This is a genomic window from Martinezella dioscoreae, assembly GCF_009176305.1.
Lineage (GTDB): Bacteria > Pseudomonadota > Alphaproteobacteria > Rhizobiales > Rhizobiaceae > Rhizobium > Rhizobium dioscoreae.
The window spans coordinates 199,522-221,482 of sequence record NZ_BLAJ01000005.1; the positions used below are offsets into that span (position 1 = coordinate 199,522).

General features: G+C 58.3%; 19 protein-coding genes and 2 tRNA genes. 11 read left to right on the forward strand and 10 right to left on the reverse strand.

The genetic code is table 11. The features are described from left to right. Positions 1–413 precede the first annotated feature (413 nt). From GDN47_RS21775 to GDN47_RS21785, 3 genes are all read right to left on the reverse strand, one after another. A complete protein-coding gene (locus GDN47_RS21775; protein WP_113333495.1) occupies positions 414–3,257 on the reverse strand; it encodes a valine--tRNA ligase in 2,844 nt (947 codons plus the stop codon). A 122-nt stretch (positions 3,258–3,379) separates the two neighbouring features. Further along, a complete protein-coding gene (locus GDN47_RS21780) occupies positions 3,380–4,252 on the reverse strand; it encodes a DUF2497 domain-containing protein (RefSeq protein WP_173002539.1) in 873 nt (290 codons plus the stop codon). Positions 4,253–4,510: 258 nt separating this feature from the next. Next, positions 4,511–5,161, reverse strand: a complete 651-nt coding sequence (locus GDN47_RS21785) for a protein-L-isoaspartate O-methyltransferase family protein (protein WP_152094233.1) — start codon at positions 5,159–5,161, stop codon at positions 4,511–4,513. 450 nt (positions 5,162–5,611) lie between these two features. On the opposite strand from GDN47_RS21785, the gene GDN47_RS21790 reads away from it, so the two are divergent. After that, the gene (locus tag GDN47_RS21790) at positions 5,612–6,052 is read left to right on the forward strand and encodes a Rap1a/Tai family immunity protein (protein WP_113333497.1); all 441 of its coding nucleotides are present in this window, start codon (positions 5,612–5,614) and stop codon (positions 6,050–6,052) included. 888 nt (positions 6,053–6,940) lie between these two features. Here GDN47_RS21790 and GDN47_RS21795 read toward each other — a convergent pair. Continuing rightward, a tRNA-Cys gene (locus GDN47_RS21795) sits at positions 6,941–7,014 on the reverse strand. 181 nt (positions 7,015–7,195) lie between these two features. On the opposite strand from GDN47_RS21795, the gene GDN47_RS21800 reads away from it, so the two are divergent. From GDN47_RS21800 to GDN47_RS32615, 3 genes are all read left to right on the forward strand, one after another. Next, entirely contained in the window at positions 7,196–7,390 is a 195-nt protein-coding gene (locus GDN47_RS21800) for a GNAT family protein (protein WP_197044209.1), read from the forward strand. Positions 7,391–8,225: 835 nt separating this feature from the next. Then, on the forward strand, positions 8,226–9,332 hold the full coding sequence (locus GDN47_RS21805; protein WP_069611958.1) for a porin: 1,107 nt from the start codon (positions 8,226–8,228) through the stop codon (positions 9,330–9,332). Between the two features lie 369 nt (positions 9,333–9,701). Continuing rightward, positions 9,702–9,836, forward strand: coding sequence for a hypothetical protein (locus GDN47_RS32615; RefSeq protein ID WP_267904833.1), 135 nt, complete (start codon positions 9,702–9,704; stop codon positions 9,834–9,836). 198 nt (positions 9,837–10,034) lie between these two features. Here the strand turns inward: GDN47_RS32615 and GDN47_RS21815 are convergent, their stop codons facing one another. From GDN47_RS21815 to GDN47_RS21825, 3 genes are all read right to left on the reverse strand, one after another. Next, positions 10,035–10,220 carry a hypothetical protein gene (locus GDN47_RS21815; protein WP_069611956.1) on the reverse strand — a complete coding sequence of 62 codons (186 nt, stop codon included), beginning with the start codon at positions 10,218–10,220 and terminating at the stop codon, positions 10,035–10,037. A gap of 311 nt (positions 10,221–10,531) precedes the next feature. Continuing rightward, the gene (locus GDN47_RS21820) at positions 10,532–10,936 is read right to left on the reverse strand and encodes a DoxX family protein (protein ID WP_152094234.1); all 405 of its coding nucleotides are present in this window, start codon (positions 10,934–10,936) and stop codon (positions 10,532–10,534) included. Positions 10,937–11,233: 297 nt separating this feature from the next. Further along, positions 11,234–11,308, reverse strand: a tRNA-Asn gene (locus GDN47_RS21825). A 116-nt stretch (positions 11,309–11,424) separates the two neighbouring features. On the opposite strand from GDN47_RS21825, the gene GDN47_RS21830 reads away from it, so the two are divergent. Further along, positions 11,425–11,736 (forward strand): hypothetical protein, encoded by a 312-nt coding sequence (locus GDN47_RS21830; protein WP_152094317.1) that lies wholly within the window; start codon positions 11,425–11,427, stop codon positions 11,734–11,736. A gap of 10 nt (positions 11,737–11,746) precedes the next feature. On the opposite strand, the gene GDN47_RS21835 is transcribed toward GDN47_RS21830, so the two are convergent. Beyond that, positions 11,747–12,304 (reverse strand): sugar O-acetyltransferase, encoded by a 558-nt coding sequence (locus tag GDN47_RS21835; protein ID WP_113389583.1) that lies wholly within the window; start codon positions 12,302–12,304, stop codon positions 11,747–11,749. A 326-nt stretch (positions 12,305–12,630) separates the two neighbouring features. On the opposite strand from GDN47_RS21835, the gene GDN47_RS21840 reads away from it, so the two are divergent. The 3 genes from GDN47_RS21840 (at position 12,631) to GDN47_RS21850 (ending at position 15,888) form a co-directional block, all read left to right on the forward strand. Then, positions 12,631–13,983, forward strand: coding sequence for an extracellular solute-binding protein (locus GDN47_RS21840; protein ID WP_113389582.1), 1,353 nt, complete (start codon positions 12,631–12,633; stop codon positions 13,981–13,983). Positions 13,984–14,081: 98 nt separating this feature from the next. Beyond that, positions 14,082–14,966 (forward strand): ABC transporter permease subunit, encoded by an 885-nt coding sequence (locus GDN47_RS21845; RefSeq protein WP_152094235.1) that lies wholly within the window; start codon positions 14,082–14,084, stop codon positions 14,964–14,966. 7 nt (positions 14,967–14,973) lie between these two features. Continuing rightward, positions 14,974–15,888 (forward strand): ABC transporter permease subunit, encoded by a 915-nt coding sequence (locus tag GDN47_RS21850; protein ID WP_152094236.1) that lies wholly within the window; start codon positions 14,974–14,976, stop codon positions 15,886–15,888. 333 nt (positions 15,889–16,221) lie between these two features. Here the strand turns inward: GDN47_RS21850 and GDN47_RS21855 are convergent, their stop codons facing one another. Continuing rightward, complete coding sequence (locus GDN47_RS21855) at positions 16,222–17,334, reverse strand: sn-glycerol-3-phosphate import ATP-binding protein UgpC (RefSeq protein ID WP_113333504.1); 1,113 nt, start codon at positions 17,332–17,334, stop codon at positions 16,222–16,224. A gap of 249 nt (positions 17,335–17,583) precedes the next feature. Here GDN47_RS21855 and GDN47_RS21860 point away from each other — a divergent pair, with 249 nt between their 5' ends. Continuing rightward, the gene (locus tag GDN47_RS21860; RefSeq protein ID WP_152094237.1) at positions 17,584–19,041 is read left to right on the forward strand and encodes a cryptochrome/photolyase family protein; all 1,458 of its coding nucleotides are present in this window, start codon (positions 17,584–17,586) and stop codon (positions 19,039–19,041) included. Positions 19,042–19,044: 3 nt separating this feature from the next. Here GDN47_RS21860 and GDN47_RS21865 read toward each other — a convergent pair whose 3' ends face one another. Then, positions 19,045–19,875, reverse strand: coding sequence for an SDR family NAD(P)-dependent oxidoreductase (locus tag GDN47_RS21865; protein WP_152094238.1), 831 nt, complete (start codon positions 19,873–19,875; stop codon positions 19,045–19,047). Positions 19,876–20,170: 295 nt separating this feature from the next. Between GDN47_RS21865 and GDN47_RS21870 the strand changes: the two genes are divergently transcribed. Next, positions 20,171–21,211, forward strand: a complete 1,041-nt coding sequence (locus GDN47_RS21870) for a cysteine synthase A (protein WP_152094239.1) — start codon at positions 20,171–20,173, stop codon at positions 21,209–21,211. A 4-nt stretch (positions 21,212–21,215) separates the two neighbouring features. Beyond that, entirely contained in the window at positions 21,216–21,953 is a 738-nt protein-coding gene (locus GDN47_RS21875) for an alanyl-tRNA editing protein (protein WP_113333508.1), read from the forward strand. Positions 21,954–21,961: the final 8 nt, after the last annotated feature.

The following is a 21,961-nucleotide window of genomic DNA, read 5'->3' on the forward strand; positions in this document are numbered from 1 at the left end:
GCAATGTGGCCCACAAGAGCACTGCCTATGTAAGAGAGTGGTTGATTTACGTAAGAAAACGAACGCCGCCTCTGAAAATCCATCGGTGTAGGTAATTTTTTCTTTCGAAATAGCATTTTTAGCCCCTAATAGAATCTCATTCTTCACGGCAACAATTCTGTTACAATATGACAACAGTTTTGCTTTTCGAGCGCGTCCCGCAACTTTAGGGGTAATCTGTTTCGCCTGTGCGAAACTGACGGCGGATCCAGGGTGTTAGATCCCGTCAATTCTATCGATTCGAGAGAAATAAACGAAAAGGCACGCGGCGAACACCGCGTGCCTTTTTCGATCCCAGATCTCTACTTCCTCAAGCGAATCGCGATTTCTCAGTTTCGCTTCTTGTGCTTTGCACCTTCGATCGCACGCATGTCCTAGCCGGCCTCGCTGACGCGGGCCAGCGCCACCTTGAGGCTCGACTGCTGCCCCTCGAGCTCGCCGAGGCGCTCGCGCTCGGCGGCGACGACGTCCGGATTGGCGTTGGCAACGAACTTCTCGTTCGAAAGCTTGCCGGCAATGCGGGCAATTTCCTGATCGTTCTTGGCAATCGCCTTTTCGAGGCGCGCTTTCTCGGCGGAGAGATCGATGAGGCTGCCAAGCGGCAGGCAGATCGTCGCCTCGCCGACGACGATCTGAGCGGCACCCTTCGGTGCGGTATCGGCAAGCGAAACCGCTTCCACGCGCGCTAGCCGCTTGATGGCGGCATCGTGGCGGAAGAGGCGCTCGCGCGTCAGGCTATTGGCATCGACAACAACCAATGGCGCCGTCGCGGCCGGCGGCACGTTCATTTCCGAACGAACGGAGCGAATGCCGGAAACGAGATCGATCAGCCAATTGATTTCATCGGCGGCGACATTGTCGGCATAGGACGGTGCCGGCCAATCCGCATGGCAGATCAGGCCCTCACGCTCCTGCCCCTCGCCTGCCGTGTGCGCCCAGAGCTCCTCGGTCATGAAGGGCATGAACGGGTGCAAAAGCTTGTAGGTCTCTTCGAGAACATAGGCTGCGCAGGACTGAGCCTCCGCCTTGGCATTCTCGTCTTCGCCATTGAAGATCGGCTTCAAGAGCTCAAGGTACCAGTCACAGAACTGATTCCAGATGAAACGATAGAGAGCGCCTGCGGCATCATTGAAGCGGAAGCTTTCCAGCGCTTCGGTAACGTCACGCTCCGCACGCGCCAGCTCTGTCAGGATCCAGCGGTTTACGGTGAGCTCGGCCGCTTCGGGCACGAAATGCGGATCGCTCTTGGCACCGTTCATTTCGGCAAAGCGCGTGGCGTTCCAGAGCTTGGTGCCGAAGTTGCGGTAACCGGCGATGCGGGCCGGATCGAGCTTCACGTCTCGACCCTGCGCGGCCATGATCGCCAGCGTGAAACGCAGCGAATCGGCACCGTACTGATCGATAAGTTCCAGCGGATCGATGACGTTGCCCTTGGACTTCGACATCTTCTGCCCATTCTTGTCGCGAACGAGAGCATGAATATAGACCGTGCTGAACGGCTCGACGGGATTGCCATTCTCGTCCTTCATGAAATGCAGGCCCATCTGCATCATGCGAACGACCCAGAACGGGATGATGTCGAAGCCGGTCACGAGGAGGTTCGTTGGATAGTAGCGCGCCAGTTCCGGCGTCTCGTCCGGCCAGCCGAGCGTGGAGAACGGCCAGAGTGCGGACGAAAACCAGGTGTCGAGCACATCTTCATCGCGCGTCAGAATTTCGTCGGGCTTGAAATTCTCCAGCAGGTCCTCGACATAAGCCTTCATCGGCCCTTCATGCGAGAGATAGTGCTGGATCGCGGCCTGCAGCGCTTCTTCCTCGGATTTTTCGACAAAGACCTGCCCGTCCGGGCCATACCATGCCGGAATCTGGTGACCCCACCAGAGTTGGCGGGAAATGCACCACGGCTCGATATTTTCGAGCCAGTTGAAATAGGTGTTCTCCCAATTCCTGGGCACGAACTTGGTTCTGCCCTCGCGAACGGATTCCAGCGCGGGCTGCCCCAACGTCTTGTTGTCGACGAACCACTGTTCCGTCAGGCGCGGCTCGATCGGCACCCCGCCACGATCGCCATGCGGCACGGCATGCGTATGCGGCTCGATCTTGTCGAGCAGGCCCGCCTCTTCGAAGATACGAACGATGATCTTGCGAGCCTCGAAGCGGTCCTTGCCTTCCAGCTCGTCCCAGGCGCCATGCAGCGCTGCCGGATGATCGAGATCCTGGAGGAAGTCCTCGTTATCCTTGATGGTGATCGAGGCATCGACGTCCATGACGTTGATGGCACGCAGTCCGGCGCGCTTGCCGACTTCGAAGTCGTTGAAATCATGCGCCGGCGTGATCTTTACCGCGCCAGTGCCGGCAGTCGGATCGGCATAGGAATCGGCGACGATCGGGACCCTGCGGCCAACGATCGGCAGGATGACATGCTTGCCGACAATACCCCGATAACGCTCGTCTTCCGGATTGACCGCGATGCCGGTATCGCCGAGCATCGTTTCCGGACGCGTCGTCGCAACGACGATATAATCGCGCGTTTCGAATTCGGTCGGCTTGCCTTCCTCGTCGAAGGCGATCGGATATTGATAGGTAACGCCGGGCTCCAGCGGATAGCGCAGGTGCCAGAGATTGCCCTTCACCTCATGCTGCTCGACCTCCATATCGGAGATCGCCGTCAAGAGCTTCGGGTCCCAGTTGACGAGGCGCTTGTCCTTGTAGATCAGGCCTTCCTTGTAGAGCGTGACGAAGACTTCGAGAACGGCCTTGGACAGGCCCTCGTCCATAGTGAAGCGTTCGCGCGACCAGTCGCAGGACGCACCGAGGCGCTTCAGCTGGTTGAAGATCAAACCGCCCGATTCGGCCTTCCATTCCCAGATCTTCTCGATGAAGGCTTCGCGGCCCATCTTGCGGCGATCCGGCTGCTGGCGCTCGGCGAGACGACGCTCGACGACCATCTGCGTGGCGATGCCGGCATGGTCCATGCCCGGCTGCCAGAGAACATCCTTGCCGCGCATGCGCTCGAACCGCACCATGATGTCCTGCAGCGTGTTGTTCAGCGCATGACCCATGTGCAGCGAACCGGTCACGTTCGGCGGCGGGATAACAATGGTGAAGGTTTCCGCGCCCGGCTTGGCGTTCGCACCGGCGCGAAAGGCGTCGGCCTCATCCCATTTTTGGGCGATCTTCGGTTCGACGGTGGCGGAATCATATGTTTTGTCGAGCATTTTATGACCGGATCTAGAGGACTGGGTGATGCGGGTTGTAAATAGGATGGCCGTGGGCAAGTCAATAAAAAAGCCGCCCCGGAGCCCGGAGCGGCGGATCAGCTACCCGAAGCTCAGGCTTGTCAGCGGCGCGGACCGCGGGCCACTCGTTCGATTTCTTCACGCACGAGACGTTCCACAAGGGTCGGCAAGTTGTCGTCGAGCCATTCCTGAAGCATGGGCCGGAGCATCTCTTGCGCCAGTTCATCGAGAGAACGGCGCGGGCCGCCATCGACGATGGCAGCCAGCTCTTCAAACGAGCGGGAAACCTGTGCGCCGGCGGCTTCCGACATCAGCGGCGATGCGGATACGGCCTGGGCCGATGGCGAGGATGCAGCCTCCGCTTGCACGGCAATGGTTAGTTCTGACGCCTCAAAAATCGGTGTCTCGGCGGGTGCTGCGACCTGAGGCACCGCAGAGGCAGCCGTCGGCCTCTGCGCTTCCATCTCAGGTTCAACCTGGGCCACCGCCGGCATAACAGGCGGAGCGACCGGCGCGGCAACATCCGCAATGGCCTGTCTCAGGGGGGTGTCGGCGATCGGCTCGACGTGCACCTCGGCAAGGCGCGCAGCCATGGCGGGCGGCAGCTCGCGCGGCTGTGGCGGCTCACGCCCCGCATTCAGCAATGCGGCGGTATTACGCTCGGAAGCAGCACGCACACGCGCGGCAACATCGGCCAGCGACAGACCGCGGCCGCCAGCTTCCGGCTCTGCAACCGGCACCTGGGAGTTTGCCGCAACGAAACGAGGATCCTGTTCCGCTGCGCGCGCCCGATCGGCGGCAGCGAACTCTTCATCCACAGTCAATTGAATATCGTCATCACGCATGCCGGTGCCGGCGAAATGCGTTGAGGGAACCGGCTTGGCGCCTACGGGTTCGTTGCTTTCGATGATCCTGCGGATCGACGCCAGAATCTCTTCCATGGACGGTTCACGCACTACATTTGGCTGAGCCATATTCATCCCCGTTTTCCCATATTCAGCGACCGGAAACCCGCACCACAAACTCGCCAGGCGGCACCCGAATCAGGGCCACCCTAGATGACTGCCTTCGGGAAAAAAATCACCTGAAAAGCACTAAACCCGGTGATGCACAGTTTTGTTACGATCACGACGAATCGCTTTGCTAAGCACGATTCTGCCACAGGCGGCGACAATAAAAAACAGGCGCCAAAAGGCGCCCGTCGCAAGCTCAAAAATAGCTCGTCCAGAAAATCAGAAGACGAATTCCTTGGCCTTGGCAAAGCCCGGAAGCGGCTTGATCGAGGCGTTGAAGAAGACGTTTTCCGAGAAGGCACCGCGCTCGCGCATGAAAACGGTCGCTCGGGCGGCGTGACCATAGCCGATGACCGTGATCAGGCGGCCGTCTTCGCCGAGCTGGTCAAGCAGGCCCTGCGGCAACTGCTCGATCGAGCCGTTGAGGAAAATCACATCGTAGGGTGCATCGGCGGCATGCCCCTTTTCAAGGTCACCGCCAACGACCGTCACGTTATCGTAGCCAAGCGCGGCAAGATTGGTCTTCGCCTGAGCCGCAAGCTCCTCGTTGGATTCAAGCGCGATAACCCTGCCGGCGAGAAGCGACAGGACAGCGGAGACATAGCCCGTGCCACAGCCGACATCGAGAACCTTGTCGTCCTTGGTGATCGCGCCGAGCTGCAGCAGCTTTGCAAGCGGCGAGGCTTCCATGAGGAAGCGCCCGGGAGCGACCTCGATATCGCAATCGACATAGGCCAGGAGCTTCGACTTCTCCGGTACGAAGTTTTCGCGCGGTACGGCGAAAAATGCATTCAACACGGAATGGGAGGTGACATCCGTCGTCCGGATCTGGTTCTCGACCATCTTCACGCGCGCTGCTTCGAAATCCATCTTATCCTCTTGCGCCCTTGGTGCCCGAACGGGCTGGCTCTACTTTCTGTTACGCGTGTCTTAATCGCCTGACGCTGCGCTTTCAAGGCATTGCCGCAACAGGCGCCGAGATTCATGGTGAGGCGTCGCCGACGAACAACAATCGACCCCTTAAATTCGAGCCAGCGCCTTTTGATACTCGGGATTCTGCAAGAATTGCGAATCCGCCATGTCCCAGACCGGAACGCTCGTTAGCAAAATGTTAACTTCACGCGACCACGCTTTGGGATATTGGACCCGCCCGGGTGGGTGACCAATCGACCTTCCGGCCCGAAGCTGTTCGGCCCAAACATTAAATTTGAATAGAAGGTGGCCGGGATGCCTGTTTCTCTCGTTCTTTTCGTCGTAACGTCGCTGCCGCTGGTGGTTTTTCTGGCCGCGAGCCTTTCCTCGATGATGTAGGTTTTCCGAATGAGGCTTTCGCTCTTCGCTGCCGCGCTTCTCCTTCTCTTACCCCAGGTCGCGTTGAGCGAGGAAACGTCAAGCGAGGATGAGCCGAAAGAGACAGCCCCGATCATCGGACATGTCGTTACCGGAAAACAGCTCGACGAATGGTGCGAAGAGGACCGAACGCTCGCGTCTGTCTATATTCAGGGCATTCTCGACGAGGCCCAGCGGACGAAGAGTCTGACAATCCGAGCCACGAAGCAGACTCCGAAAAACTCATCGCGCTACGAGCGCTACCTTCAACAGTTCGTCGGCGCTTTCTGTCTGCCGCCCGAGCTCAGCAATACAAAGGCGACGACGATAGCCTGCAAATGGATGGCGGAGCACTCCTGGCAGCTCGAGCGGCCTGCCAGTTCGTTGATCGCACGCGCCTACAAATTCGCCTTTCCTTGCCTTGAGGAATAGTCGTTCTTCCGCAATGGCGGCTAAGAACCGACACGAGACAGCTAAAACTTTCGCTGAGGATTGAGAATCATCCGAAGCGACCACGCCCCTGCCCGTCTGCGGACCAAATACGCAACGGAACCGGTAGCTCCAGCGAAGATCTCAGTCAGGCCGCAGAGCGCGAGGCTTGATGCGCGAAGACGTCACATCGCATTTGCGTTGACAATTACTAAGTACGACTTATAATTAGGATGCTGAATTTGATTGACCTCTAGTCCAGCGAAAGGCGGCCCAGTTTTTTCCCTAGACTGGACCGCTTTTGCTTTTGTGGAAGCACGAATTCTCTATTCATTTGCTTCGCACTTTCAGCACCGAACCGGATCGGCGTTCGATTGCATTTGTCACTTGGGCGATGCCCGAAGCTGAAACGCCGACACCCGCCATCCTCAACTCCCGTAAGTCCTCAGTACCTTAAGCGTCATTTCAGTTTCGAATGCGACGCTGAGACGGGGATAGGGAGTATCAATGTCGTTACCGAAGTCGCAGTGGCTTGCGCTGACACCGGTCGAGCGCAGGAAGCTTGCTCGCCTAATTATGATTCGACTGCTGCCAATCTTCGGTGCTTTGGCACTGCTCGGTATCGTGTCGCTTATGATGTTTGCTCAGTAGAGAATTTCGAAAGATCGAACGCGCCACCGCCGTCCTGCACACTGGGTAGTCAGATGCCGGACTACCCATGAACAGAGCAAATGGAATAGGCACCAAATCACTGCTGGCAGCCAATGAGACAGAAAACCGAACATAGAACGGATTGCCACATTTAACTTCGGTATAGCTGGATGCTTCAGGCCCAAATCACGCTGAAATTCCGCAGAAAAATCAATTTCTTATTGGGGATCTAAGGGAAATTGGAGGCCTCGCCCGGAATCGAACCGGGGTGCAAGGATTTGCAGTCCTCTGCGTAACCACTCCGCCACGAGGCCATCCGAAAGCAATTTGCGTTGTGGTGGCGCGGATTTAGAATGATCCAAAGAAAACCGCAAGAGGCTTATTCTGAATTCTGTCCTTTTTTCACTCTGAAGAGAGAATTGCCCGCTGCTCGTGTGTAAGCCTTCAATGCGGGTGATGAAATGCATTGCGCCCAAGACGGCAGGAGCGTCGCAGATGTGCCAATATCGGCCGAACGGCTTTCATGCTGGAAAAGATGTCGTCACCGTCGACGTAAACGAGCAGAATGCGGGCGCTGTCGGCTTTTACGAGCGGCTCGGATTCAAGGGGACGGGGCGCGCCGATGTCGACGATCAGGGCCGCCCCTACCCGATCCTTCATTTGCGATGGCAAAGACCGACCGCGCCATGAGGCGCTGCTGCCGATGACGCTTCATTTCAGATGCTGTGGCGACCATCTTGGATTTTGGCGAACCGATGGAAACTGAGGGCGAAAATTCATTGCTGGATCGCGACGCAGCCATCCTATCGGGCGCCTGGAGCTGCCAGCCCATTCAGGTAGGTTATGGAAACCTGTGGTGGCTGCTAGCATTCGTACTACCGGTTTGTAAGCCACCCACGGACCGGACAGTGCCGCGTCCGACGAGACTACGCCCCCAGTAATGTCGTCGGACGCACCATGGCCAAGCGCCCATCAACCGCATCGCAACCAAGCGCGATTCCAGACGGTCTCTCACCTTCTCTTTTATAGAGTGATGCGCGTGCGCCACCACGGGTTTCGTTGCCGGGAATCGTTTCAATAGTTGCGACTCAGAAGAACCGCGACTCGGGCGGCCATCCGGATTGAGGGGCAATCGGCTGCGCCCGGCCTCAGGAGTGCCCATAATCATATGGCGGCGGCTTCCTGCCCTCGCCCGCCCCAAATCAGCGCGCGTATCGCCTTAACAGCCGGAGACGTAAACGCTTTCAGGACTTATAGAAGACAAGCCATCCAAACGAGATGGCAAACAGGCTGGGATCAGACGCCCCGTGAATTGCGTCATTTTTGCAACAACGCCGGTTTTCGAGTAGTGCACATATAGTTCCGTCCCCTTAGTATCTTGCCAAATCACTGAAGCAGGTTCAGGAAATAGTTCGCGAAGCTTATTACTTCGCACCTACTGATAGGGAACATGAACGGGATGGGGTTGGGCACGTCGTTTCTCGGCGCGATATCTCATGCCCAATCAAGAAAGATTGGAGTTATTATGAACATCAAGAGCCTTCTTCTCGGCTCCGCTGCTGCTTTGGCAGCAGTATCCGGTGCTCACGCTGCTGACGCTATCGTAGCAGCTGAGCCCGAGCCGCTGGAATACGTCCGTATCTGCGACGCATACGGCGCTGGCTACTTCTTCATCCCGGGCACCGAAACCTGCCTCAAGATCGGCGGCAAGGTTCGTACGGAAGGTGAATGGTACAACGCTTACAACCGCGACAGCCATCAGGGCACGCTCTGGCACACCCGTGCTGAGTTGAACGTCGACACCGCGACCGACACCGAGTACGGTCCGCTGAAGACCGAAACCATCGTTCGTTGGGACTGGAACGACGGCGGCTCCACATCCACCAACCTGCTGTGGTCCTACATCAGCCTTGGCGGCTTCACCGTTGGTAAGAAGGACTCGCAATACAACCTCTACATCGGTTACGCCGGCGACGTCATCAACGACGACGTGATCTATGACGGTCCGTACGAACTCAACCAGCTGACCTATGAATATGATGCCGGCAACGGCTTCTCGGCTGTGATCTCGCTCGAAGATTCCAACTCCGCCACGACCGGCTCGGCATCCTACGGTGCAAGCTGGTGGACGGACGACAAGACGAACCACTACGCTCCTGACGTCGTCGCCGGTGCCGGCTTCAAGTCTGGCGCATGGGGCTTCAAGGTCGTCGGCGGTTACGACTCGATCGTCGAAGAAGGCGCCATCAAGGCTCGCGTCGATGCTGACTTCGGCGCATTCACGGCCTTCTTGATGGGCGGCTGGAACACCGATGGCGACAAGCTCAACAAGTACGCAGGCACCAACCAGGACGTCTCCGCTTGCACGGCACCGAACGGTACCGTCAATGCATCGAAGTGCGGCTGGGGTGACTGGGCTGTCTGGGGCGGCGTTGGCGTTCCGTTCAACGACAAGCTGAAGTGGAACCTCCAGCTCGCCTATAGCGACTCGAAGATCTTCGAAGCAACCACGAACCTGAAGTTCAACCCGGTCAAGAACCTCCTGGTCGAGCCGGAACTGACCTACGTTCACTATGACTATGCCCACGACGACACCGTTTCGGGCATCCTGCGCTTCGAACGCAACTTCTAACCTGATCAGACTTGACCTCCGATCAGAGAAGGAAGGGGGCCGGCTTTCCCTGCCGGCCCCCTTTTTTTGTAACACCTGCAATCAGCGGCTCCCTCTGCGATCAATACGCGTGTCATAAGGATCTCCAGTCAACGAAAAGGGGAACCTAGTCGCTGCGCTGGCGTTTAGCGATGAAAGGGACATGGCTGAATACAGGAGTTAGAATCTTGAAACACCACCTTGCCTCACTCGCCTTGAGCGTGACGCTGGCCATAGGCTCGGCGCTACCCGCCGCCCTGCCCGCAATGGCCGCGCCGCCGAGCAGTCCATCCATATCGCGCGCTTCTGATGTTATCCTTGTGCAAGAGCGTGGATCGCGCCGATGGGGCGATGACGACCGTCCCCGCTGGCGCGATCGCGATCGTCGTCATTGGCATGGTGACCGCGGCTGGGATCGCCGCCGTCATTGGGATGACAGATGGCGGGACGACCGTCGCTATCATCATCGCCGCCATGGCGGCGTAATATTCGAGATTCGGCCCTAGCGTACCGGCGCTGCGGGCAGTTGGCACATCGCAGCTGATGTGCCGGCTGCCAAACTGCCGCCACACGCGGGCAACCGGTCACTTCGAGGTATAACGCAAACGATACGGCCGCCACCGGAACTCCGGCAGCGGCCGTATGGGTTTAAGAGGAACCTGCGCCGGCCCTTAAGTCTTCCGATCAGCGGCAGACGCGCACGTGGCGCACAACCCAGCGCCCATGAATCTTGCGCTTTACCTTCTTCACATGGCAGTGATGATGATAGTGGTGATGACGATGATGATGCATCGGAGCGGCCTCGGACGGCACGCTGAAGGCAAAGACCGACGCCACAGCTACTGCAGAAGCAAGAATCAGATTTTTCATGTCGAACCTCTAAAGCATTGGGGGACTATGCTGCGCGGATCGCGCATTACGTTCATGCGCCGCATGGCATTAACGACACATGAACATGCTCTCACATTCGCGAGAGCAACCATACCTTGAACTAATTTTTTCAGAAAGACCACATATATCCACCCGAGAGATCCCTTGGCGGGCTCTCGACAATCACGAATGCATCATTTTGGCACGATCTCATTAGCCCGCTACCATTCGTCATCCCATGGGAAGAAAAGTGCAGCGCAAGATATTGTTATTGCACCGCAAAAAGTCTGAATGAGTCATGCGCTCGATTTTCAGTCGTCCACCGAACGAAGGGGCAGCAGGCACCGAATACGTTCGTCGCGAAGATAAAGGCCACCCCACGCCATGACGCCGAGTAATAAACTTATAAGTTGTGGAGGCGACCCGATTTCTCCGAGACGCAGATGGGCGCAAATTGCACCGCCGAAGAACCCGGTCGTCAGGATCGCTCCAAGGACTGCCGTGCGCGGAATTGCGTAAAGAATGACGCAGACGAAGATGATCAAACCCACCACCGTAGCTAGATTGGCGGGAAAGCCCGTCTCCGCCATCTGCGCGCTGATCAAGGCCGGCGCAAACAGATCAACCGCCCCATCGGCCACCAATGCAAGAATCACAATTACGCTAAGAACCCATCCCACCGCCACTCCACCACGAAAGCTCGCATTCTCGGCCATCTTATCCCCCAAATGTGCCAGATTTGGCCCACATCCCCGATTGCCCACCGGCATTGACGCCTGGCTGACAGGTGGCGGCAATCTGGCATGAATGGGAAAGACCGGTCAACGAAGATACCGCTGTCGAACCAGGCGAGCCTCGGCCGAAGTTAGTGCTGCGGGGCATGCGCAATAAAACTGCAAAAATGTGCTGCTATAAGCCTGGCCGCACTCATCAGCTTAGAGAATTACGGACACAGCATTAAGTCAATCGGGCACGCTTGCTCCGATATCAGCTTCAATTCTGTAGAAGAAGAGTGGCTCCCCGGGCCGGATTCGAACCGGCGACCTGTCGATTAACAGTCGAATGCTCTACCGCTGAGCTACCAGGGAATGCGCTTGGCGCGGTGTGAGCGGGGTAATACAAATGCTTTCCCGATTTGCCAAGCGGTTTTTTCAAAAAAAATGCATTCTCTTGCATTATTTCCTCGCGCCACCATTTCCTGTGGATGACCGATCAAAGCGAAACGACAGCAAATGCCGATCGGAATGGCCGGAAAACCCGCCGTTTTGGCATTGATCCCTCGACCCGCGAGCTGGTTTTCGGCTCCGTGAGAATCCCCCTGCCCCGATCGCGCCTTGCCCGCGTCGGCGTGGGGATAGCCCTCATTTTCGGCGGACTGCTCGGCTTCCTGCCGGTGCTCGGCTTCTGGATGCTGCCACTGGGCTTTATCGTGCTCTCGCACGACATGCCTATGGTGCGCCGTTGGCGCCGCCGCTTCGTCGTATGGTGGACGCGAAAACGCCGCCCGGCAAACTAACTCTTTTATCCTATCCCGCACGAACGGGACGAGCCGGATTGCCGACCACAGTCGCGCCGGCGGCAACATCCCTGGTGACGACCGCGCCGGCGCCGATGATCGCGCCGTCCCCCACCGACACGCCGCCGACCAGGATCGCGCCGCCGCCGATCCAGACGCTTCTGCCGATCGTCACCGGTCGGGCGACTTCCAGACCCGCCCCGCGCAATTCGGCATCCCTATGATGTTCGGCGCAATAGATATGGACGCCCGGTCCCAGCATGCTGCCGTCACCGATGCGGACGCTGGCGCTATCGAGGATCGTGCAGCCGGCATTCATATAGACCCGACGGCCGAGCGAGATATTGATGCCATAGGAGCAATGAAACGGCGCCTCGATGAAGACGCTCTCGCCGATCTCGGCAAAGAGCGCAAACAAAGCCGGCGCAAGATTGCCCCGCTGGGCGGGCAGCATCGTGTTATGTGCATGCACAGCCTCGCGCGCCTGCCAGCGCAAGGCATCGAGCTCCGGATCGAAACAGCAGTACCACTCCCCCGCCGCCATTTTCTGCCGCTCGCTGAGACCCATATTCTCATTCCTCCAATGCCATCCGAACGTCCTGCCGGTAATCTTGCAACACGGCTCGGGGCACAGGCAAGGAGGACCATCGCGTCTTCCCGACCGACCAGCAATCTGTGGGCGAACAGGCGCAGCCCACACCTTTTGATCAGCAGAACCTCAAATGCACGATCCTGCGATAAGCGCTGCTCCGCAAAGCCGCTACCCGTGTGAAAAAGCCCGTCAATGCGGGATTCTTGCTCTCAACAAACTGTCACACAGCTTGTCTATAACGCCGCTACCGCGGACTTGCGCAAGGCCACCGGTTCCGAGCTTTCAAAAAGGAAATAGGGATTATGTCGAAACTTAAAAACTTCATTTCGGCTGCTACTGCCGGCGTCATGAGCGTCGCTTTGGCGATGCCGGCCGCTGCTGCTCCGACCAAGTTCGATTTCTGGTTTGGCCTTTCGGGCGACCTGGAACGCGTCGTCCAGACGCTCTGCAAGAACTTCAACGATTCCCAGAAGGATTATGAAGTCTCCTGCGTCAGTCAGGGCAATTACGACGCCGCGCTGCAGAACACGATTGCCGCCTTCCGCGCCAACAAGCAGCCGACGATCGTCCAGGTCTATGACGTCGGCACCGCCACCATGATGCTTTCGGGCGCCTACTACCCGGTCAGCAAGCTGATGTCCGAAAACGGCTACAAGGTTAAGTGGGACGACTATTTCCCGGGTATCGCCCGCTACTACGCCACCTCCAAGGGCGAACTGCTTTCCTTCCCGTTCAATTCTTCGACCGCCTTGCTCTACTGGAACAAGGACGCCTTCGCCAAGATCGGCAAGACCGCCGCTCCGAAGACCTGGGAAGAAGCTGCCGAAGACATGAAGGCGCTCAAGGGCGCTGGCTATGATTGCCCGATGGCGATCAACATCTCCGGCAATGAAAGCTGGCAGCTGATGGAACAGTTCTCTGCCATCCACGACCAGCCGGTTGCCACCAAGAACAACGGCTATGACGGCCTCGACGCCCGCCTGACCGTCAACAAGACGAAGTTCGTCAAGTATGTGACGGATCTCAAGAGCTGGTACGACCAGGGCCTCATCAAGATCAAGTCCAAGGACCTCGGCCAGGACATGGTTCAGGCCTTCGCCGCCGGCGATTGCCAGATGATCATGACCTCGGTCGGCGACCACGGTACGGTCGGCAAGACGCAGAAGGCCGGCATGAACTGGGATGTCGCCGAGCTCCCGGTTTACGCCGGCACCGAGCGCAAGAACTCGCTCGTCGGCGGCGCGTCGCTCTGGGTCCTCTCCGGCAAGTCGGCTGACGAGTACAAGGGTGCCGCAGCGTTCCTCGACTTCATCGGCAAGCCCGAAACCGCTTTGTTCTGGTCCACCAACACCGGCTACATCCCGGTCAAGAAGTCCGGCTTCGACTTCATGAAGTCCTCCGGTTTCTATGACAAGGCTCCATACAAGGGCCGCGAAGTCGCTATCGCCAGCCTGACCGCTTCCGAGCCGACCCCGATCACCCGCGGCGTCCGCCTCGGCAACTTCACTCAGATCCGCGCCGAATTCGGCAACCAGATGCAGGCCATCTTCGCCAATAAGGTCAGCGTCCAGGAAGGCATCGACAACCTGGTCAAGAACGGCAACGCCGTCCTCGACCGCTTCGAAGCCACCTACAAGGGCAAGCAGCTGCCGTAAGCAGCGCAAGCTCGCGACAGACAGCGTCCGCCGGGAACCCCGGCGGACGTTCGTTATGAGAGCAAGCGTGGCATCGGGATACCAAGCCGGAAGAGACAATGGAAAAGCGTATAACTTTCAGCAAATGGAGCGTCGGCATTCTATTCGCGGTGCCGCAGCTGCTCCTCATCTTCACCTTTTTCTATTGGCCGGCCGGTCAGGCGGTCTTCTGGTCACTGACGCTGCAGCAACCCTGGGGCGGCGGCAACATCTGGGTCGGTCTCGACAATTTCAAGTCCATTCTTGCCAATGCCGACTATTGGAACTCAGTCACGATCAGCATCATTTTCGCGGCCATCAGTACCGCCATTTCCATGGGAGCCGCGCTGATACTCGCGGCTCTGACCGATCGGCAGCTGAGAGGCTCAAAATTCTATCGCGTGGTGCTGATCTGGCCCTACGGCATCGCGGCTCCCGCGTCGGCAATGGCCTTCCGCTTCATCCTGGCGCCAGAAGCAGGCTTCATGTCCGTCGTCAACCACTATTGGCCAGGCTTCTGGGACCCGGGCCTCGATGGCACGGCCGCGATGGCATCGATCATCGCCGCTTTCTCCTGGAAATATATCGGCTACAGCTTCATCTTCTTCCTCGCGGCCTTCCAGAGCATTCCCCGCTCTCAGATCGAGGCGGCTGCCATGGACGGCTCCGGCGTGCTTCGTCGCTTCTGGGATATCCAGCTCCCATTGATCACACCGACGATCTTCTTCTTGCTGGTCATCAACATCACCGAGAGCTTCCAGGATTCCTACGGCGTGGTCGACATTATGACCTCCGGTGGCCCGCACAACTCAACCAATCTCATGGTCTACAAAATCGTTTTCGACGGCTTCAAAGGCCTCGATTACTCAGGTGCGGCGGCGCAGAGCATTGTCCTGATGTTGCTGATCATCGTGCTTACCGTCTTCCAGTTCCGCTTCATCGAGAAGCGCGTGCATTACCGTTGAGGCCGACATGATCGAGCGCACACCCATTCTTAATTTCTTCACGCACCTGATCCTGTTCATCGGCTTCGTAGTCGCGGTGGGGCCCTTGGCCATCGTTGCCATCGCCGCGTCCCACAATCTCGCCGACGTCAACAAAGTGCCGATGTCACTGGTCCCCGGCTCAGACTTCTGGGCCAACATGCAAACAGCCTGGACGACTGCCAATCTCGGCCCCAAGCTGCTGAACAGTTTCATTTTCGCTGGGGGTGTCGCGATAGGAAAGGTGTTCATTTCGGCGATCACCGCCTTTTCGCTGGTCTATTTTCGCTATCCGGGCCGCCATTTCATTTTCTGGCTGATCTTCATAACGCTAATGCTGCCGCTCGAAGTGCGTATCGTGCCGACCTACGCAGTCGCGGCGAACGTCCTATCGCCCTTTCAAGGGCTTCTCGACATCACCGGCGTCATCTGGCTCATTCAAAAACTCACAGGCATCGAGGTCTCGCTGAATCTCGGCCTGCTCAACTCCTACCCTGGTCTGATCTTGCCATCGATCGCGACGGCGACGGGCACGTTCCTGTATCGCCAGTTCTTCCTGACGATACCGGATGAGCTGACGGAGGCCGCTCGCATGGACGGCGCTGGAGCGCTGCGTTTCTTCATCGACGTCCTCATACCGTTGTCGCGCACAAACATGGCCGCGCTCGGCACTATCATGTTCCTATGGGCCTGGAACCAGTATCTGTGGCCGTTGCTGGTCACAACAGATCCGGCATATATGACTGCTGTGATCGAGCTCAAATCGCTCATCCCGAACGTCGGTGGCCTTCCGGAGTGGCATATCGCCATGGCCGGTACGCTGATCATCATGATCCCACCGCTTGCCATCGTCGTGCTGATGCAGCGTTGGGTGGTTCGCGGCGTGATCGCCACCGAGAAGTGACCTTGCTAACCTGCCGCGCGGCATTTGTGAGCGCGGCAGTTTTTTAACGAGAGCATATCGATCTGCATCGTGCAGTAACATCCCGAGCTAGACCGAGCCTTCTCTCCTCTTTGTAACAGATCAAAACCCATGATGCATCGACTTGGCTCCCGTCCGATGCCTTGCAATGCCTGCTTTCGTGTCATTGCCCGCAATCGCCGCCGGCTGACATTCCACGGGATATCCGCTCGTGAGCGGTCTCTGCCATCGGCAAGCTCCGTCGACCTACACAAATAAAAAGCCCGGAAGTCGGGAAAACTTCCGGGCTCAACTACTGAAAATTTATGTTTGAAATCAGCTCGCCAGCACTTTGAGCGGCGTGACGGAGGCAACGGCGTCTAGCCGCAGCCCGGTATCCTGGGCAAATAGATGCGTGTGCTGCTGCGGCAGTTCCAGCGCGACCGACTGACCGGTCTGGCCCGTCGTATGATCGGCAACGGCGACGGCGAAGCTCGAACCGTTGATATCGCAATGGATGACGCGGCCGGCACCGAGTTCTTCGACGAAATCGACCGTTGCCGGGATAGCACCGGGCGTGCCGGCAGGAACGAGGCGTGCATGTTCCGGCCGGATGCCGAGGGCGACCGGCTGGCCGGCATGGCGCTTGCCGATGTTGGCGTCGATGGCGATCGGAATGCCGTCGAAGATGAATTGCTCGCCATTGGCCGCGAAGGTGCCTTCGAGGAAATTCATGGCCGGAGAGCCGATGAAGGAACCGACGAAACGGGTGCGCGGCGTGTTGTAGACCTCGAGCGGCGTGCCGACCTGCTCGACATTGCCCTTGTACATGACGACGAGCTTGTCGGCGAGCGTCATGGCTTCGACCTGATCATGCGTCACGAAGACCGATGTTGCCGACAGGCGCTTGTGCAGCCGGCGGATTTCGACGCGCATCTGCACGCGCAGCTTGGCATCGAGATTGGAAAGCGGTTCGTCGAAGAGAAAGACCTTCGGCTCGCGGATGATGGCACGGCCCATGGCGACGCGCTGGCGCTGACCGCCGGAGAGTTCGGCCGGCTTGCGGGCGAGGAAATCCTCGAGGCCGACGATCTTGGCGGTTTCCTTGATGCGGCGATCACGCTCTGCGCGCGGCACGCCGGCAACCTTGAGCGCATAGCCCATGTTGGCGGCGACATCCATGTGCGGATAGAGCGCGTAATTCTGGAAGACCATGGCGCAGCCGCGCTCACGCGGCTCGAGCTTGTTGACAACCTTGCCGTCAATAATGATCTCGCCCGAGGTGATGTCCTCAAGGCCGGCGATCATGCGCAGCAGCGTGGACTTGCCACAGCCGGAAGGTCCGAGGATGACGACAAATTCGCCCGATCGGAAATTCAGGTCGACGCCATGAACGACCGGGTTGCGTCCATAGGCCTTGCGAACTTGTTCGATGCGGATTTCCGCCATTTTAATCTTCCCCGCCTGTCCATTCTCGGCACGTCAATCGGGTGGACTGCTAGCGAATTTGCATTACAGAACAGTGACAAGCATTCCTTATATCATAAGCGGCATCCAGTTTTCCTTACGAGAGTTGCGTGTGGCATCCGCTTATGTAACGCGCGGTAGTGGAACCATTTGACGGCTGGCACCGTATAAGGGTTTTCGCCTTTATAAGACATGCGAGACACAACAGAGGATGGGCGATCGGCCAGGACCATGACGACACCGACAAAAGAGCCGAGCCCCGTTCTCCTATGGTTTCGCAAGGATCTCCGCCTCGACGACAACCACGCGTTACAGGCGGCGGCAACTTCAGGCCGCGCGGTAATTCCCGTCTATATTCGCGAGCCGGGCGTGACGGAGCGCGGGCCGCTTGGCGGAGCGCAGGAATGGTGGCTACATCATTCGCTCGCCGCCCTGCAAACCGCCCTCGATGGCCTCGGGAGCAGGCTTATCCTCCGCCAGGGCAATGCGCTGACGGTGCTCGAAAAACTTATTGAGGAAACCAAGGCTGAGGCCGTCGTCTGGAACCGTCGATACGACCCGGCCGGGATCGACGTGGACACCCAAATCAAGAAGGCGTTGCGGAGCAAGGGTATCGAGGCCAACAGCTTTGCCGGCCAGCTGCTGCATGAACCGACACGCCTGCGCACGGGCGCAGGCGACCATTACAAGACTTACACGCCCTTCTGGCGCGCATTCGAGCAATCCGGCGAACCGCCGTTTCCGATAGAAGCGCCGGCAAAGCTCCTCGCACCCGGCCGCTGGCCGCAATCGGACACGCTCGCCTCTTGGTCAATGCTGCCCACCAAGCCGAACTGGGCATCAGAATTTACGGACATGTGGAAGCCGGGCGAAGCCGCGGCGCAAGAGAAGGTGAAGGACTTCATCGATGGCGCCATCGATGATTATGCGGTCGGCCGCGATTTTCCGGACAGACCGGCAACCTCCCTGCTCTCGCCGCATCTGGCGCTCGGAGAGATTTCGCCTGCCCGTATCTGGCATGCGACGCGCCGACTGGCCGACAATATCGCCAAGGACAACGTCGTCCGCTTCCGCAAGGAGCTGGTCTGGCGCGAATTCTGCTATCATCAGCTCTTTCATTTCCCGAAGCTCAGGACAGAAAACTGGAACGATCGCTACGATGATTTTCCCTGGCTATCCGATACCAAGCTGCTCACAAGCTGGCAGCGCGGGCAAACCGGTTATCCGATCGTCGATGCCGGCATGCGGCAGCTATGGCGCCATGGCTGGATGCATAATCGCGTCCGCATGATCACGGCTTCCTTCCTGATCAAGGATCTGCTGATCGACTGGCGTAACGGGGAAGCCTGGTTTCGCGATACGCTCGTCGATGCCGATCCGGCCGCCAATGCGGCAAACTGGCAATGGGTTGCGGGCTCCGGCGCCGATGCCTCGCCATTCTTCCGCATCTTCAATCCGGTGTTGCAGGGAGAGAAATTCGATCCGGATGGCGGCTATGTCAGGACCTTCGTGCCGGAGCTCTCCAAGCTCGACAGCAAATATATCCATCGGCCGCTCGAGGCGCCTGATGACGTGCTCAAGCGTGCGGGCATAGAACTCGGCAAACACTATCCTCGGCCGATCGTCGATCATGCCATGGCGCGGCAGCGCGCACTCGCTGCACACGCATCGCTTAAAGATGGCAGATAGGCGCTATTCGGCCGGATGCGCGGTTATGTGCGGCCCTACCGATCTGCGCTTGCTGCCGCTCCCGAGAAAATACCTGAGCGCCTTGAAATAGAGGCCGTAGGGCAGCAACTTCAACAGTTTTGCCCGATAGACCAGGCTCTTCGGGAAACTGATGTCGAAGGATGGGGATTTCAATCCGGCAGCGATCGCATCAGCCGCCTGCTGTGCCGACACGATATCAGGCATCACGACCTTGTTCTGTGCCGTCAATGGCGTGTCGACATAGCCTGGAGTTATGAGCTGGATGTGGATGCCCATGCGGTCGAGCTCGAAGTTCAGGCTTTCGGCCATGTTGATCAATGCAGCCTTGCTGGCCCCATAGGCCGCACCGCCGGGCAGACCGCCATAACCGGCCACGGAGGATACGAGGGCAACCTGGCCATATCCCCGAGCCCGCATATGCCGCACCGCCGGAACGAGACAATTGACGACACCGTGAAGATTGACGGCAAAGCTGCGCTCGAAGACTTCGTGATTGAGATCTTCGCCCCGCGCGGGCAGATAGATGCCGGCGTTCAAAACCGCCAAGGCAATAGGGCCGTGCTGATATTCGATCGCGGCGACAGTGTGCTCCATATCCTCCGTGTCGGATACATCGCCATCGAGCACGACGATGCTGCCGGCAAGCGCGCTGGCCTCTGCCTGCAGCGCCAGAAGCTTATCGTGGCTGCGAGCCGTAACGGCAACCTTATATCCCTCTTCAGCCAGTTTCAGCGCAAGCGCGCGGCCGATACCGGAACTGGCGCCGGTGATCCAGACCACTCCATGTTCAGGACGTGCGATGAACGGGCTCATGGCTCTTCTCCTTGGCTGGCGGCCGCCTACATCAAACGCTTTCAACAGCGACCGTCGTTGCATTTTAGAAATAGCGTATCATTGTGGCCGCTTTCGGCCAGACTGACGGCTTCATCGGGAAAACAATGTCACCAATTGGAGACTGCGGGCTTGGATGAAAGAGAGAGGCCAAGAGACCCGCCAAGTCGAATTTTGCGAGGCAAAGGAGTAGCAAGGAACAGAATTTCTTGCCTATGCCGCCTTGTGAAGGGAAAAGACCGTTCTTACAGTAGTTGCGAACAGAAGGCAGATTCCGATGACCGTCCATCCCTCCGTCCTAGAAGCAATTGGCAATACGCCGTTGATCAAGCTCAAGGGCGCCTCAGAGGCGACGGGCTCGACCATTCTCGGCAAGGCCGAATTCCTGAATCCCGGTCAATCGGTGAAGGATCGCGCCGCGCTCTACATTATTCGCGATGCCGAGAAAAAGGGGCTACTGAGGCCGGGCGGCGTCATCGTCGAGGGTACGGCCGGCAATACCGGTATCGGTCTGACGCTGGTTGCCAAGGCACTCGGCTACCGTACCGTCATCGTTATTCCTGAGACACAGAGCCAGGAAAAGAAGGATGCGCTGAAGCTGCTCGGCGCCGAATTGGTTGAGGTTCCCGCCGTTCCCTACAAGAACCCGAACAACTACGTGAAGGTCTCGGGACGGCTCGCCGAACAGCTCGCAAAGACCGAGCCGAACGGCGCGATCTGGGCCAACCAGTTCGACAATGTCGCCAACCGTCAGGCCCATATCGAGACGACCGCCAAGGAAATCTGGGCCGACACCAACGGCAAGATTGACGGATTCATCTGCTCGGTCGGCTCCGGCGGCACGCTCGCGGGCGTCGCCATGGGGCTGCATGCCTTCAACAAGGACATCAAGATCGGCATTGCCGACCCGGAAGGTGCCGCGCTCTATGAATTCTACAAGAATGGCGAGCTGAAATCCTCTGGCTCCTCGATCACCGAAGGCATCGGCCAGGGCCGCATTACGGCGAACCTGGAAGGTTTCACGCCCGATTTCGCCTATCAGGTTACCGATGCCGAGGCACTTCCCTATGTCTTCGATCTGGTTGAACACGAGGGCCTGTGCCTCGGCGGCTCTACGGCCATCAATATTGCCGGCGCGGTTCGTCTCGCCAAGGATCTTGGTCCCGGACATACGATCGTGACCATCCTATGCGATTACGGCAATCGCTATCAGTCCAAGCTCTTCAATCCCGACTTCCTGAAGTCGAAGGGTTTGCCGCTGCCAAGCTATTTGGAAAAACGGGCTGAAATCGCCGCCCCATACGAAACAACAGCGTGATCATATGACCGTCCATGCCCTTTATCGTGACGATTTCTATCTCTCGACTGCGGAAGCCGTCGTCACCGCGATCCACGAAGATGGGGGCATCGAGCTCGATCAGACCTGCTTCTACGCCACCTCGGGCGGTCAGCCGGGCGATACAGGTTTCCTGGAGCGCGGCGACGGCTCTAGGATCATGCTCGGTCAAACGAAGCATGGGCCGATCAAGGACATCATCATCCATGTTCCACTCGAAAATCAGCCCTTGCCCATCGTCGGCGAAAAGCTGGTGCTGCACATCGACTGGGCGCGGCGCTATAAGCTGATGCGCATGCATACGGCCTGCCATCTTCTTTCGGTGGTCTGCCCCTATCCGATCACGGGCGCGGCAGTCGGCGAAGATGAAAGCCGCGTCGATTTCGACATGAGCGAGACGATCGACAAGGATGAAGTAACGGCGAAATTGATGGCGCTCGTCAACGAAAACCATCCGGTTTTCGTCCGCTGGATCACGGATGAAGAACTGATTGCCAATCCCGGCATCGTCAAATCCAAGAATGTGCGCCCGCCAATGGGCCTCGGTCGTGTCAGCCTTGTCTGTATCGGCGAGGATTCGGCCATCGACAGCCAGCCTTGCGGCGGCACGCATGTGTCGGAAACGCAGGAGGTCGGCGCGATCCACATCGCCAAGATCGAGAAGAAGGGCAAGGAAAACCGCCGCTTCCGCATTCGCTTCGGCGCGCCGACCGACGAGAATTGACCGGGCAA